This window comes from Enterobacter sp. Ag1, assembly GCA_000277545.1.
In the GTDB taxonomy this organism is placed as follows: domain Bacteria; phylum Pseudomonadota; class Gammaproteobacteria; order Enterobacterales; family Enterobacteriaceae; genus Cedecea.
In genome coordinates this window covers 83,584-97,259 of sequence record AKXM01000046.1, presented here as the reverse complement: position 1 = coordinate 97,259, position 13,676 = coordinate 83,584, and the positions used below count along the sequence as shown (strand labels likewise).

Sequence of the window (13,676 nt, the reverse complement as noted above, 5' to 3'; positions counted from 1 at the left end):
TCTATAAGACTATTCTGTATCCGGCTAAAAATCAGGCGTTAATTTGTAAGAATATTCCCAAATAAATGTAACACTTCGGTTTTTGTTGTTTCGTTAATCATGGATTAACGAGCATTTAAGCGTTATTTTTTCCGAAATGAGGCGGCATTTATGTTGAAGATAATGCGGAAGAGAGAAGTGAATGTGGAAATAAGAAATCTGAATTAACAATACTGAAACCGGTTTCTGTATTCATAAAAAAGGCCGCATTACGCGGCCTTTTGTTATGTGATTGAACGGCTTACTGGTGATGCTCTACCGCATGCGCATGTTCAATATCTTCACTCTTGCGGCTAAAGCGGCGGCGTACCACCACGAAGAACACCGGCACGAAGAAGATAGCCAGCACGGTCGCGGTCACCATACCGCCCATTACACCGGTACCTACGGCGTTCTGCGCGCCACTGCCCGCACCGGTACTGATAACCAGCGGCATTACCCCGAGGATAAACGCCAGAGAAGTCATCAGAATCGGACGCAGACGCATACGCACGGCTTCCAGCGTCGCTTCAATCAGACCTTTGCCTTCTTTCTCCATCAGATCTTTGGCGAATTCAACGATAAGTATCGCGTTCTTCGCCGACAAACCAATGGTTGTTAGCAGGCCAACCTGGAAGTAAACGTCGTTGGTGAGGCCACGCATCGTTGCCGCCAGTAGGGCACCGAATACGCCAAGCGGAACAACCAGCATGACCGAGAACGGAATTGACCAGCTCTCATACAGCGCCGCCAGACACAGGAACACCACAATCAGCGAGATGGCGTACAGGGCAGGGGCCTGGTTGCCGGACAGGCGTTCCTGGTAGGACATGCCCGTCCAGTCAAAGCCAATGCCGGTTGGCAATTTCGACGCAAGCTGTTCCATCATGTCCATTGCTTCACCGGTACTTTTACCCGGTGCTGCCTGGCCAAGAATTTCCATGGACGGCAAGCCATTGTAACGTTCCAGACGCGGTGAGCCGTATTCCCAGCGTGAGGTAGAGAACGCGGAGAACGGTACCATCTGGCCGGAAGAGCCACGCACGTACCAGTTACCGATGTCGCTTGGCAGCATACGGTATGGCGCTTCGGCCATGACGTACACTTTCTTCACGCGGCCACGGTCGATGAAGTCATTGACGTAGCTGCCGCCCCAGGCTGCGCCCAGCGTGGTATTGATATCGCTGATGGATACCCCCAGCGCCTGTGCTTTTTCCTGATCGATATCGATTTTGAACTGCGGTGTATCTTCCAGACCGTTCGGACGCACGCCAACCAGCAGGTCAGGGTGCTGGGCAATCATGCCGAACAGCTGGTTACGAGCCTGAGTGAGCTGCTCGTGGCCAAGGTTTGCCTGGTCAATCAGCTGGAAGTCAAAGCCGGTTGCGGTACCCAGCTCGACAATCGCCGGCAGGTTAAAGGCAAAGACCATTGCATCTTTAATCTGCGAGAAGGTGCCCATCGCACGGCCTGCAATAGCCGGAACTTTGTTCTCTTCTCCAGAGCGCTCACTCCAGTCTTTAAGCGACACGAACGCCAGACCGGTATTCTGACCACGACCGGAGAAGCCGAAGCCGTTAACGGTAAACACTGAGTTAACGTTGGCTTTCTCTTTGGTCAGGAAGTAGTCGTTCACTTCATCAAGGACTTTCTGCGTACGCTCCTGGGTTGCACCCGCCGGCAGCTGCGCCATGGCTAACAGCACGCCCTGGTCTTCATCCGGCAGGAACGAACTTGGCAGACGAACGAACAGAAACGCCATGCCGACAACAATCAGCAAATACACCACCAGATAGCGGCCGGTGCTGCGCAGAATGTTACCGACGCTGTCGGTGTAGTGATGCGTGCTCTTCTCGAACATTCTGTTGAACCAGCCGAAGAACCCTTTCTTGTCATCGTGATGACCTTTCGGGATTGGCTTAAGCATGGTTGCACAGAGCGCAGGGGTCAGAATCATTGCCACCAGCACCGACAGCACCATCGCGGAAACGATAGTAATCGAGAACTGACGGTAGATTGCGCCGGTAGAGCCGCCGAAGAACGCCATCGGGACAAATACCGCGGACAGTACCATCGCGATACCGACCAGCGCGCCCTGAATCTGGCCCATGGATTTGCGCGTGGCTTCCTTCGGTGGCAGTCCTTCTTCCACCATAACGCGCTCAACGTTCTCCACCACGACGATGGCGTCATCCACCAGCAGGCCTATCGCGAGCACCATGCCGAACATCGTCAGGGTGTTTATCGAGTAGCCAAAGGCGGCAAGGATAGCGAACGTGCCCAGCAGTACCACCGGTACCGCAATGGTTGGGATCAGCGTTGCCCGGAAGTTCTGCAGGAACAGATACATCACCAGGAACACCAGCACGATAGCCTCGATCAGCGTTTTCACCACTTCGTTAATAGAGATTTTAACGAACGGCGTAGTGTCGTACGGATAAACAACTTTCAGGCCAGCAGGGAAGAACGGCTGCAGTTTTTCAACCGTCGCACGTACCGCTTCGGCCGTGTCCAGGGCGTTAGCACCGGTGGCAAGTTTAATCCCCAGGCCGGAAGCTGGCTGGCCGTTATAGCGGGCGATAACGTCATAGCTTTCGCCGCCCAGCTCAACTTTTGCTACGTCTTTCAGCAGGACGCGAGAGCCGTCCGGGTTGACCTTCATCAGGATCTTGCTGAACTCGTCTGCGGATTTCAGACGGGTCTGCGCAATGATGGAGGCGTTCAGCTGTTGGCCTTTGACCGGCGGAGTCCCGCCGAGCTGGCCCGCTGCGACCTGGGCGTTTTGTGCCTTGATAGCATTGATCACATCCACCGGCGTCAGCTGGTAGTTGTTCAGTTTGTTCGGGTCCATCCAGATACGCATCGCGTACTGAGCACCAAACAGCTGAACGTCACCGACACCGGGAGTACGGCTGACCGGATCTTTGATGGTCGCGCCTACGTAGTCCGCGATATCGTCCTGATTCATGGTGCCGTCGGTATTGATCATACCGAGAACCATCAGGAAGCTACTTGAGGACTTCTCGACGCTAACACCCTGCTGCTGCACCTCCTGCGGCAGCAGCGGCATAGCCAGCTGCAGTTTGTTTTGAACCTGAACCTGTGCGATATCGGCATCAGTGCCGGAGTCGAAGGTAATGGTTATCTGAACGGTACCAGAGGAATCACTGGTAGAGGACATGTACAGCAGGCCATCGATACCGTTCATGTTCTGTTCGATAACCTGCGTGACGGTATCCTGTACCGTTTTAGCATCTGCACCCGGGTAGTTGGCTGAGATCTGAATAGCCGGTGGCGCGATCGTTGGATACTGCGCGATAGGCAATTTCATGATCGCAAGCGCACCCGCCAACATAATGATGATGGCGATTACCCAGGCAAAGATGGGGCGATCGATAAAAAACTTAGACATGTCTTAACGGCTCCTGTTTAAGTTAAGACTTCGGTTGTTCGGGCTGCGCGCCTGCGGCGGGTTGCTGTTGGCCTTTATTGTCTTCCGCAACTTCCTGCGCTTTTACCTGAACACCCGGTTTTACTTTCTGTAGGCCGGTAACAATCACGCGATCGCCTGTTTGTAACCCATCGGTAACCAGCCATTTGTCGCCGATCGCCTGGCTGGTTTGCAGCTGACGAACTTCAACTTTGTCATCCTTCCCTACAACCATTGCCGAGGCATCGCCGCGTGGCGTACGAGTGACCCCCTGCTGCGGAACCAGGATGGCATTCGGGTTAATGCCTTCTTCCAGCTTGGCGCGAACAAACATCCCTGGCAGCAGGGTTTTGTCCGGGTTAGGGAAGATAGCGCGCAGGGTGATAGACCCGGTGGTCTGGTCAACGGTCACTTCAGAGAATTCCAGCGTGCCTTCCTGAGCATAGGTGACGCCGTTGTTCATCATCAGTTGGACTTTCGCTTTACCGTTTTCCTGTTTCAGTTTGCCGTCGGCCAGCTCCTGCTTCAGGCGCAGGAAGTCATCGCTGGATTGGGTCACATCCACATAAATAGGGTCAAGCTGCTGGACGGTGGCGAGGGCGGTGGTTTGCCCGCTGGTAACCAGCGCACCTTCGGTGACCGCGGATTTCCCGATGCGGCCGCTGATAGGCGAGGTCACTTTGGTGTATGCCAGGTTGATACGTGCAGTTTCAACCGCGGCTTTTGCTGCGACGACGTCAGCGTTTGCCTGCTGCGCGGTGGCCGCAGCCGTATCGTAGTCAGACTGGCTGATGTACTTGGTACCCAGCAGTTTCTGGTAACGTTTGACGGTCAGCTGTGCGAGATTCGCGCTGGACTGGGCTTTCGCCAGGTCACCCTTCGCGCTGTCGTAGGCAGCCTGATAGGTGGCAGGATCGATCTGATACAGCGAAACACCGGCCTGAATGTCGCTCCCTTCAGTGAAGTTACGCTTCAGAATAATGCCGCTAACCTGAGGACGAACTTCTGCGATGCGGAAGGCGTTGGTGCGTCCTGGAAGCTCAGTAGTAATCTGCAATGGCGCGCTTTTCAGAGTCACTACACCCACTTCCGGGGCGTGCGGCGCACTCTGCTGAGTCTCTTTCTCGTTACATCCTGTAAGCGCTAAGCTGCCTGAGAGCATCAGAACGGCCGCCAGAGGCGTAAACCCTCTGTTTTTGTTCATATGTAAACCTCGAGTGTCCGATTTCAAAGTTGTTCAATGGATCAAATGTCCACAAACCCATTGCTGTGTTTATATTATCGTCGTGCTATGGTACATACGTTCACAAATGTATGTAAATCTGACTAAAGTAAATTCACTCACTTATGGCACGAAAAACTAAAGCTCAGGCGCTTGAAACCCGCCAGCACATCCTCGACGTTGCGATTCGCCTGTTTTCACAACAGGGCGTCTCTGCGACTTCGCTCGCGGATATCGCGCAGGCTGCCGGGGTAACTCGTGGTGCAATTTACTGGCATTTCAAAAATAAGTCGGAATTGTTTAGTGAGATCTGGGAGCTAACCGAATCCAGTATTGGTGACTTAGAGATTGAGTATCGGGCAAAATATCCAGACGATCCACTCTCGGTGATAAGAGAATTACTCATTTATATCCTACAGGCAACGGTGACAGAAGAGCGCCGGCGCCTGATGACCGAAATCATTTTCCACAAGTGCGAGTTTGTGGGCGAACTCGAAGTTTTGCAGCAGGCCAGACGCACGCTTTATATGGAAGGAAATGAGCGTATCGAAGCCGCTTTACAGCGCTGTATCGACGCCGGGAAACTTCCTGCAGGCCTGCGCCTTTCCCTCGCCGTCACGCTGATGCGCAGCTACATTACCGGGCTGATTGAGAACTGGCTGGTGGCTCCGGAAACCTTTGATTTACATGCTAAAGCGCCAGACTTTGTCGCCGTCCTGCTGGAGATGTTCCAGCTTAGCCCCACGCTGAACAAACCGGCGTAACTTTCGGCTGCCATTCACCCGATAAATCATTTGAGATTCCTCCGAGGGCGATTGCTATTCTGCGCCCTGAAGCCGTGTTATTCTGCGCGTCTTCCGTGGCCTTTTACTTTTAGCTGGCACTCACATGCGCAGCACCGTAATGACTCAACCATGACTACCCAGCCCAACGCTCTGTCGCGGACTTCCCGTTCCGCATTGATTCTTTTCCTGTTTTTGTGTGTTTCCGTCCTGTTGCCTTTTTCTGTGGCCCAGGCGGCGGCAGGCAATGGCGATTTGCCTACAAAGGCAGAGGTGCAGTCGCAGCTGGACTCGCTGAATAAGCAAAAAACGCTGACGCCGGACGATAAGCTTACCCAGAAAGATCTCACCGAAACGCTTGAGATGCAGGACAAGCTCGACCGCGTGAAGCAGGAAACGGCACAGCTCAAAACCACGGTTGCCCAGGCACCGGACAAGCTGAAGCAGGCGACTGACGCGCTGAATTCGCTGAGCACGCCAGCCGATGACGAAGCGACGCGTAAAACGCTGGGTTCGCTTTCCCTTCGCCAGCTGGAAGCCCGGCTGACCGGCGTGCTGGATCAGCTGCAGTCGGCCAACAACGATTTATCCACGCTGAATAGTCAGCTGGTGTCGCTGCAAACCCAGCCTGAGCGCGTGCAGAATGCCATGTACAGCGCCTCTCAGCAGCTTCTGCAGGTGCGTAACAGGCTGAACGGCACCACGCCGGGGGAAGCCACTCTCCGTCCAAGCCAGCAAAACTTGCTGCTGGTGCAGCAGGCGCTGTTGAATACCCAAATTGAGCAACAGCGGAAAAGCCTGGAAGGCAACACTGTCTTGCAGGATGCGCTGCAAAAACAGCGCGATTACACTAACGCCAATATCGGGCAGCTTGAGCACACGCTTCAACTGCTGCAGGAAGCGGTTAACAGTAAGCGCTTAACGCTGACGGAAAAAACGGCGCAGGAAGCCGTCACGCCGGACGACGCCGATGCCAGCGCGGTGCAGAATAACCCTCTGGTGCGTCAGGAGCTGGATGTTAACCACCAGCTCAGCCAGCGGCTGATTAACGCCACTCAAAGCGGGAATGAGCTGGTTCAGCGGAATATCCGCGTTAAAAACTGGCTCGATCGTGCGCTACAGTCCGAGCGTAATCTGAAAGAACAAATCTCGGTGCTGAAGGGCAGCCTTTTGCTGTCGCGCATTCTTTATCAGCAGCAGCAAACGCTGCCGTCAGCCGACGACCTGGAAGACCTCACCAACCGCATCGCCGACCTGCGCCTGGAGCAGTTCGACATCAACCAGCAGCGTGATGCGCTGTTCCAAAGCGACAGCTACGTCGACAAGATTGTCGAAGGGCATAAAAACGAGGTTAACGACGAAGTTCACGACGCGCTGATGCAGGTGGTGGACATGCGTCGTGAGCTGCTGGACCAGCTCAACAAGCAGTTGGGCAACCAGCTGATGATGGCGATTAACCTGCAGATTAACCAACAGCAGCTGATGAGCGTCAGCAGCAGCTTGAAGAAAATGCTGACCCAGCAAATCTTTTGGGTGAACAGTAACAAACCGATGAACTGGGAGTGGATCAAATCCTTCCCGGGCGCGCTGCACGACCAAATCAAAGGCATGAAGCTGGATATCAGCTGGCACAAAGTGCTGGACGGGCTGTTTATGTCGCTGTTCACCGCGCTGCCGTTAATGCTGCTGGCCGGGCTGCTGCGCTGGCGCTACAGGTGGATCGACAGGCAGCTGGCTAAGCTGGCCTCGGAGGTCGGGCAACTGCGCACGGATACCCAGCTCAACACGCCTAAGGCGATTTTGCTCAACTTCCTGAAAGTGCTGCCGCTGACGATGGCCATTCTCTCGGTGGGGCTGGTATTGCTGTTTATGCAGCTCAATATCAGTGAGCTGCTGTGGGCGTTTGCCAAAGAGCTGGCGCTGTTCTGGCTGGTGTTTGGCATGGCCTGGCGCATTCTGAGCAGCCGCGGTCTGGCCGTGATCTGGTTTAACATGCCGGAGCACCTGACCCGTCATTATCGTCGCCAAATCGTGCGCATCAGCTTTGCCTTGCTGCCGCTGCTATTCTGGTCTGTCGTCGGCGAGATGTCGCCGCTGAACCTGATGGACGATGTGCTCGGGCAGTTTATGATCCTCCTTAACCTGCTGCTGATCACCGCCCTGGTTATCCCGATGTGCCGCGACAACTGGCGGGACAAAGAGTCCCATCCGATGCGGCTGCTGACCATTACGGTGCTCTCCGTTGTGCCGGTCGCGCTGCTGGTGCTGACCGCAACCGGCTATTTCTATACCACGCTGCGCCTGGCTAATCGCTGGATAGACACAGTTTATCTGGTCATTATCTGGAACCTGATTCACCAGACGGTGATTCGTGGTCTGAGCGTTGCGGCACGCCGTATTGCCTACCGCCGCGCGCTGGCTCGCCGCCAGAATATGGTTAAAGAGGGGGCAGAGGGCGCAGAGCCGGTCGAAGAGCCGCCGCTAGCGCTGGATCAGATCAACCAGCAAACCATGCGTTTGACCATGCTGCTGATGTTCGCCCTGTTCGGCGTGGTGTTCTACGCCATCTGGTCGGATTTAATTACCGTCTTTGCCTATCTCGACAGTATCGTGCTGTGGCATTACACCGGCAGCGAAGCCGGCGCCACGGTGATGAAAAACGTTACGATGGGCAGCATCTTGTTCGCGATAGTGGCGACGATGGTCGCCTGGGCGCTGATTCGAAACTTGCCGGGCCTGCTGGAAGTGCTGGTTCTGTCGCGGCTGAAAATGCGCCAGGGCGCCTCTTACGCCATTACGACCATCCTCAACTACGCCATTATCGTGATTGGAGCGATGACGGTGTTTGGCTCGCTGGGCGTGTCGTGGGACAAACTGCAGTGGCTGGCGGCGGCACTGTCGGTGGGCCTGGGCTTTGGTTTGCAGGAGATCTTCGGTAACTTCGTTTCCGGCCTGATCATCCTGTTTGAACGCCCGGTCCGCATCGGCGATACCGTTACCATCGGGACATTCTCCGGTAGCGTCAGTAAGATCCGCATCCGTGCGACGACAATCACCGACTTTGACCGTAAAGAAGTGATCATTCCGAACAAAGCGTTTGTGACCGAACGACTGATCAACTGGTCGCTGACGGACACGATCACCCGCGTAGTGATCAAGCTCGGCGTGGCGTATGGATCCGATCTCGATAAAGTGAAAGCGATCTTGCTGAAGGCGGCGATGGAACATCCGAGGGTGATGCACGACCCGGAACCGGCGGTGTACTTCACCACGTTTGGCGCCAGCACGCTTGACCATGAGCTGCGTCTGTATGTCCGTGAACTACGCGACCGCAGCATTACCGTGGATGAGCTGAACCGCGCCATTGACAGACTTTGCCGTGAAAACAATATCAACATCGCCTTTAACCAGCTTGAAGTGCATCTGCACAATGAAAAAGGCGATGAACTAACGGAAGTGAAGCGTGATTTAGGCAAAAACGGCGGTCTGCTGCCGCCGACCAGCCAGCCTTAGTCGCCGGCGGGAGGCGTTTGTGCTTCCCGCTGCTTACGCAGAAAATCCTGACGGACAATGTCCAGCGCCGCGAGGGCGGTGTCCGTTGGGATCTGGTGCTGCTCCAGCAGCATGATTAAATCGACGGCCAGTTTGACCTCGTCCGGGGCGTTATCCAGCGACATTCTTGCTCCTTAGTTGGGGGTTAACTCAGCCCGCGCTCGCGTCTTTCAATGGCTTTTTCTATGCGGGTCAGCGCCTGACGGCAGCGCTGCAGGCGGCCTTCCAGCGCGGCCAGTTCTCGCTGAAGCTTTTGCTGGCCAGCAAGCGTGGTTTGCAGGGAAAGCTGGCTTTCTCTATCGCTCACCATCGCCAGCAGCCTGCGTTCGTAATCCTGATGGGTAGCCAGTTTTTCGTACAGGTTTTCCTGCACCTTTTGCTGCGGCTCGCTTTGGCGTAAATGCGCGGTGGCCAATTCCCGCTGTAGCGCGGCAATCTGTGCCACCAGCTTTTCGGCGATAAATGCCACCTGGTCCGTTTTACCGTGGCTGACGCTAAGCTGAAGCTGGGCGAGATTAGCCTGAGCTTCCTGGAGATAATCTTTCAGCTGCGTGCTGTGGGTATGGAAAAGCTTGCGGTCGAAGCGCGCCTGGCTTGCCCGAAGCAGGGCGACCGGCTCAACGGCGGCGGCCAGCTCGGCGACCCGGGTTTCCAGGGCTTGTAACAGCGAAGCGGTTTTCACAGAATGGCTCTCCAGGGATTGTCAGAGGTTACAGCATGAAGCGTCTTATTCTACTCATCATCGGCTGGCTGGCGGTAGTGCTTGCGACGCTGGGCGTTATATTACCGCTGTTGCCGACCACGCCATTTTTGCTGCTGGCCGCGTGGTGTTTTGCCCGCTCGTCGCCGCGTTTTCACCACTGGCTGCTGTACCGTTCATGGTTTGGCAGCTATCTGCAGCACTGGCAAACGCACCGCGCGATGCCCCGGGGTGCAAAGCCAAAAGCTATCCTGTTTATTCTTGCCACCTTCGCGCTTTCGCTATGGCTGGTGAAGATAGTGTGGGTTAGAATTTTGCTGCTGGTGATACTTTGTGCGCTGTTGATCTTTATGTGGCGCATTCCGGTGGTTGATGAAGCGCAACAAAAGCGATAAACCGCAGCAGAAGCTGTTGCAATTGTCGCGTCCAGCCAGTAAATTCGAGCGTTTTCGAGCACGGGTACAGCTGGTTAACCGTTAACCAGTGGTTCACATTTGAACCCACAGGTACTCTGTTTAGTATCATGTTTTTAGCAGGCATAAACCGATGACCGCGACTGCGCAGCAGCTTGAATATCTCAAAAACAGCATTAAAAGCGTTCCTGATTACCCAAAACCAGGAATTCTGTTCCGTGACGTGACCAGCTTGCTGGAAGATCCGAAAGCATATGCCACCAGCATTGCGCTGTTAGTTTCTCGTTTCAAAGACGCCGGTATCACCAAAGTGGTGGGCACCGAGGCCCGTGGCTTCCTGTTTGGTGCTCCGGTTGCGCTGGAGCTGGGCGTGGGGTTCATTCCCGTGCGCAAACCTCGTAAGTTGCCGCGCGAAACCATCGCCGAAAGCTACGAGCTGGAATACGGCACCGACAGCCTTGAAATCCACGTAGATGCCATCAAACCGGGCGATAAAGTGCTGGTCGTGGACGATCTGCTGGCTACAGGCGGGACCATTGAAGCGACGGTGAAACTGATTCGCCGCCTCGGTGGGGAAGTGACTGATGCCGCTTTCGTTATCAACCTGTTTGACCTCGGCGGCGAGCAGCGTCTGGAAAACATGGGCGTGAAAAGCTTCTGCCTGGTGCCTTTCCCGGGCCACTAAGCTTCTTCGACCTACAGGCCTCGCCCAGCGGGCGGGGCTTTAGTTTAGAGACAAACGCCCAAAAAACGTGGTTTTTAGGCGTTTGGGCAAGCCAAAAGTTCATATCCTTTGCTTTTTTGAGGCGAAGAGAATGCTTTTAAAGCGTCAATATCCAGTCAGATATCACAAGCCTGTCAACGCAAAGCAGAAGTGTCACCTTCGGTGCGAAACAGAGATGTCATGCTTTGGTTCAGAGAATGCGTTTGACCGCCTCGCTATATACTTCCGAGCGTTCTCTTTTCCCAACAGAAATCACGAAAACGACAACTTTCTCGTCTATAACCTGGTATACAAGGCGATAGCCTGAAGACCGGAGCTTAATCTTGTAACAATCAGGCATACCACGGAGCTTGTTTGCTTCAATCCGGGGTGACTCAAGTACTTCAACCAGCTTCTTTTTCAACTGTTCACGTACCGTCGAGCCCAGCTTTCGCCATTCCTTTAGTGCCCGCTCGTCAAAATCCAGAAAATACGCCATCAGAGTTCATCCAGCGTCACACGTACTGGCTTAGGATTACAAAGTCGTTCTTTCACTATCTCCACAAGTTCAGCATCTTCATCACTCAGGAGTGTCTGTTTGAACGGCAAGCGTTCATTGTCAGCGATATACTCGAGCATGAGACGAAGCGCTTCAGAAGGAGTTACGCCCATTTTTTCAAGCGCGGCGTAAGAACGCGCTTTAAGTTCATCGTCAATACGTAGGTTAATGCTACCCATGTCTTACACCCCTTGTAATTACAAATGTCATTACAAGTATCGCACTACAACATGCTTAGGGCAAGTCACGAAGTAAGTCAGAAAGTAGTCGTAAGAACGGTGATCACTGTCCGCTTTGTGCCAGAAGTGGACGGCAGGATTTGTTGAACATTTCAGACAAAACCAAACTCAAAACAACTATTGAAATCAAGCCAGCATAGCGGATACATTACGCACGTTGTTACTTTGTATCATCAGGATGCCGTTAACTGTGTTTATCAGCCGTGAAGTCATTTCCAGAATCGTGCTTATCATCATGGCTGTTGCCGTGCTGAGCAGTTCGTTTATGGCAAAGCCACAGGCTGCATACAGCGTTCAGGAAACAACGTCCATCAGTGACCATCAACACGACAGCGATGAACCACTGAATGAGCACGATCCATTGTTGTTTCACTCCCACGGTAGCGTGCATCACCTCAATGCCGATCATTCCCACGATCTGAATAAACTCTTTGCTCTGCCTACTCTGCACGCATGGAATCCGGGCATGCGGGTGATATATGCGTTGAGTTCAGAACAAATACTGCAAATGCCGCAGTCCACCCCCGAACGCCCTCCGAGAATCCTGTCTGCGTAATAACTTCTGCTAATTCGTTATTATTCAACATGTAAGGATTTTTATGTATACCAGCCTTGATACACAGGGCCGGTTGAGCGCTCGCCTGCTTTCAGCTCAGGCGCGTTCGGCTTGTCTGTTTTTCCTGTTGTTACTGCTTTTCTACAGCCAGGGCGCGTATGCGCACGGCGTGGCGGAAGGCGACAAAGGGTACATCCAGGAAATCACCGGGGTGAACATCATCCCGTTTATCTACCTTGGCGCGAAGCACATGGTGACCGGTTACGATCATCTGCTGTTTCTGTTCGGGGTGATTTTCTTTCTCTACAAAATGCGTGATATCGGGCTGTACGTTAGCCTGTTCGCTATCGGGCATTCAACGACGCTGCTCATCGGCACCTTCTTTGATATCAGCGTCAGTGCTTACCTTATTGACGCCATTATCGGGCTGTCCGTGGTCTATAAAGCGCTTGATAACCTCGGGGCATTCCAGCGCTGGTTTGGCGTTCAGCCCAACACGAAGCTTGCGACGCTCATCTTTGGATTCTTCCACGGTTTTGGTCTGGCAACCAAAATCCAGGAATTCGAAATCTCTCCCGATGGCCTGTTTGTCAACCTGATTGCCTTCAACATTGGCGTTGAGATCGGCCAGCTGCTCGCGCTGAGCGCCATCCTGATCGTTATGAGCTACTGGCGGCAAACGGCGAGCTTTTTCCGACACGCTTATACCGCCAATGTGGTGATGATGAGCGCGGGATTTCTGTTAATGAGTTACCAGCTTTGTGGCTACATTTTAGCCTGAGGGAGACAAAACAATGTACAACACTGATTTACCAACACGCGCAGAATTACCTTCTGCCATCAAACTGATGCAGTCCACTATCCTCGCCGCCATCGTGGCGCTGACGCTGCTGATCACCGTCGTCATGCCTTCGGAATACGGCATTGATCCTACTGGCGTGGGTCGTTTACTGGGGCTTAAGCAGATGGGAGAAATCAAAACGCAGCTTGCCGAAGAAGCTGATGCCGATAATCAGGCCAGCGCTGTTCAGCAAGGACAGCTGGCTGCGCCAGTTAATGAGCGACCGATCCCGGATAATCCTCCGGCAATAACGCAGAACACCTACCCGGAGCTGAGCGTTCCGGCGACCACGCGCGCGCCGGAAGTACCATCGGCTGGCTCGCAACGTCATCAGATGCTCATCACCCTGAAGCCTAACGAAGCTGCTGAAGTTAAACTGGAAATGCGCAAAGATGCCCGCGTGACCTATCAGTGGACAAGTTCCGGACCGGTAAACGTGGATGCGCACGGCGATCCGGTCAACGCCCCGAAAGGCTTCTACCATGGCTATGGTAAAGCCCGGCAGATCACATCCGGAGACGGCGTTTTACAGGCCGCGTTCGAGGGTAAACATGGCTGGTTCTGGCGAAATCGTGGTTCTGAGACCATCACGATCCAGCTTGATACAACCGGCGACTACCTGAACATCAAACGGGTTATCTGATAAATCAGGGGCAGGATA

Annotated in this window: 13 protein-coding genes and 1 pseudogene; 8 read left to right on the top strand and 6 right to left on the bottom strand. The window is 54.0% G+C overall.

Annotated elements, in window-relative coordinates; translation table 11 throughout:
• Window positions 1-280 precede the first annotated feature (280 nt).
• Window positions 281-3,430, bottom strand: coding sequence for a multidrug efflux RND transporter permease subunit AcrB (gene acrB, locus A936_RS18075; protein ID WP_008460295.1), 3,150 nt, complete (start codon window positions 3,428-3,430; stop codon window positions 281-283).
• A 22-nt stretch (window positions 3,431-3,452) separates the two neighbouring features.
• A complete protein-coding gene (locus A936_RS18070; protein ID WP_008460293.1) occupies window positions 3,453-4,652 on the bottom strand; it encodes an efflux RND transporter periplasmic adaptor subunit in 1,200 nt (399 codons plus the stop codon).
• Window positions 4,653-4,795: 143 nt separating this feature from the next.
• Between A936_RS18070 and acrR the strand changes: the two genes are divergently transcribed.
• Entirely contained in the window at window positions 4,796-5,434 is a 639-nt protein-coding gene (gene acrR, locus A936_RS18065; protein ID WP_008460292.1) for a multidrug efflux transporter transcriptional repressor AcrR, read from the top strand.
• Window positions 5,435-5,584: 150 nt separating this feature from the next.
• The gene (gene mscK, locus A936_RS18060) at window positions 5,585-8,965 is read left to right on the top strand and encodes a mechanosensitive channel MscK (RefSeq protein WP_008460290.1); all 3,381 of its coding nucleotides are present in this window, start codon (window positions 5,585-5,587) and stop codon (window positions 8,963-8,965) included.
• Here the strand turns inward: mscK and rsmS are convergent.
• Window positions 8,962-9,129 (bottom strand): pleiotropic regulatory protein RsmS, encoded by a 168-nt coding sequence (gene rsmS / locus A936_RS22990; protein WP_008460289.1) that lies wholly within the window; start codon window positions 9,127-9,129, stop codon window positions 8,962-8,964. The two genes, mscK and rsmS, sit on opposite strands and share 4 nt — an antisense overlap.
• A 20-nt stretch (window positions 9,130-9,149) precedes the next feature.
• A complete protein-coding gene (priC, locus tag A936_RS18055) occupies window positions 9,150-9,686 on the bottom strand; it encodes a primosomal replication protein PriC (RefSeq protein ID WP_008460286.1) in 537 nt (178 codons plus the stop codon).
• Between the two features lie 35 nt (window positions 9,687-9,721).
• Here priC and A936_RS18050 point away from each other — a divergent pair, with 35 nt between their 5' ends.
• Complete coding sequence (locus A936_RS18050; RefSeq protein ID WP_008460284.1) at window positions 9,722-10,099, top strand: DUF454 family protein; 378 nt, start codon at window positions 9,722-9,724, stop codon at window positions 10,097-10,099.
• Window positions 10,100-10,250: 151 nt separating this feature from the next.
• Entirely contained in the window at window positions 10,251-10,802 is a 552-nt protein-coding gene (apt, locus tag A936_RS18045) for an adenine phosphoribosyltransferase (RefSeq protein WP_008460281.1), read from the top strand.
• Between the two features lie 229 nt (window positions 10,803-11,031).
• On the opposite strand, the gene relE is transcribed toward apt, so the two are convergent.
• The gene (relE, locus tag A936_RS18040; protein WP_000323025.1) at window positions 11,032-11,319 is read right to left on the bottom strand and encodes a type II toxin-antitoxin system mRNA interferase RelE; all 288 of its coding nucleotides are present in this window, start codon (window positions 11,317-11,319) and stop codon (window positions 11,032-11,034) included.
• Window positions 11,319-11,558, bottom strand: coding sequence for a type II toxin-antitoxin system antitoxin RelB (gene relB, locus A936_RS18035; RefSeq protein ID WP_004196370.1), 240 nt, complete (start codon window positions 11,556-11,558; stop codon window positions 11,319-11,321). Before relB ends, relE begins: the two co-directional genes overlap by 1 nt.
• Window positions 11,559-11,582: 24 nt before the next feature.
• Here relB and ydfV point away from each other — a divergent pair.
• From ydfV to A936_RS18020, 4 genes and pseudogenes are all read left to right on the top strand, one after another.
• A pseudogene (gene ydfV / locus A936_RS23805) lies at window positions 11,583-11,681 on the top strand (protein YdfV); the annotation flags it as partial.
• 127 nt (window positions 11,682-11,808) lie between these two features.
• Window positions 11,809-12,174 carry a hypothetical protein gene (locus tag A936_RS22985; protein WP_009651956.1) on the top strand — a complete coding sequence of 122 codons (366 nt, stop codon included), beginning with the start codon at window positions 11,809-11,811 and terminating at the stop codon, window positions 12,172-12,174.
• A 43-nt stretch (window positions 12,175-12,217) separates the two neighbouring features.
• A complete protein-coding gene (locus A936_RS18025; protein ID WP_008460272.1) occupies window positions 12,218-12,955 on the top strand; it encodes a HupE/UreJ family protein in 738 nt (245 codons plus the stop codon).
• Between the two features lie 13 nt (window positions 12,956-12,968).
• Window positions 12,969-13,658, top strand: coding sequence for a hypothetical protein (locus A936_RS18020; RefSeq protein WP_004196322.1), 690 nt, complete (start codon window positions 12,969-12,971; stop codon window positions 13,656-13,658).
• The last annotated feature ends 18 nt before the right edge of the window (window positions 13,659-13,676 follow it).

Bases quoted from the DNA above. Each gene is read 5' to 3' on its own strand.
- acrB (WP_008460295.1), bottom strand. From the start codon at position 3,430: ATGTCTAAGTTTTTTATCGATCGCCCCATCTTTGCCTGGGTAATCGCC.
- A936_RS18070 (WP_008460293.1), bottom strand. From the start codon at position 4,652: ATGAACAAAAACAGAGGGTTTACGCCTCTGGCGGCCGTTCTGATGCTC.
- acrR (WP_008460292.1), top strand. From the start codon at position 4,796: ATGGCACGAAAAACTAAAGCTCAGGCGCTTGAAACCCGCCAGCACATC.
- mscK (WP_008460290.1), top strand. From the start codon at position 5,585: ATGACTACCCAGCCCAACGCTCTGTCGCGGACTTCCCGTTCCGCATTG.
- rsmS (WP_008460289.1), bottom strand. From the start codon at position 9,129: ATGTCGCTGGATAACGCCCCGGACGAGGTCAAACTGGCCGTCGATTTA.
- A936_RS18050 (WP_008460284.1), top strand. From the start codon at position 9,722: ATGAAGCGTCTTATTCTACTCATCATCGGCTGGCTGGCGGTAGTGCTT.
- apt (WP_008460281.1), top strand. From the start codon at position 10,251: ATGACCGCGACTGCGCAGCAGCTTGAATATCTCAAAAACAGCATTAAA.
- relE (WP_000323025.1), bottom strand. From the start codon at position 11,319: ATGGCGTATTTTCTGGATTTTGACGAGCGGGCACTAAAGGAATGGCGA.
- relB (WP_004196370.1), bottom strand. From the start codon at position 11,558: ATGGGTAGCATTAACCTACGTATTGACGATGAACTTAAAGCGCGTTCT.
- A936_RS18025 (WP_008460272.1), top strand. From the start codon at position 12,218: ATGTATACCAGCCTTGATACACAGGGCCGGTTGAGCGCTCGCCTGCTT.
- A936_RS18020 (WP_004196322.1), top strand. From the start codon at position 12,969: ATGTACAACACTGATTTACCAACACGCGCAGAATTACCTTCTGCCATC.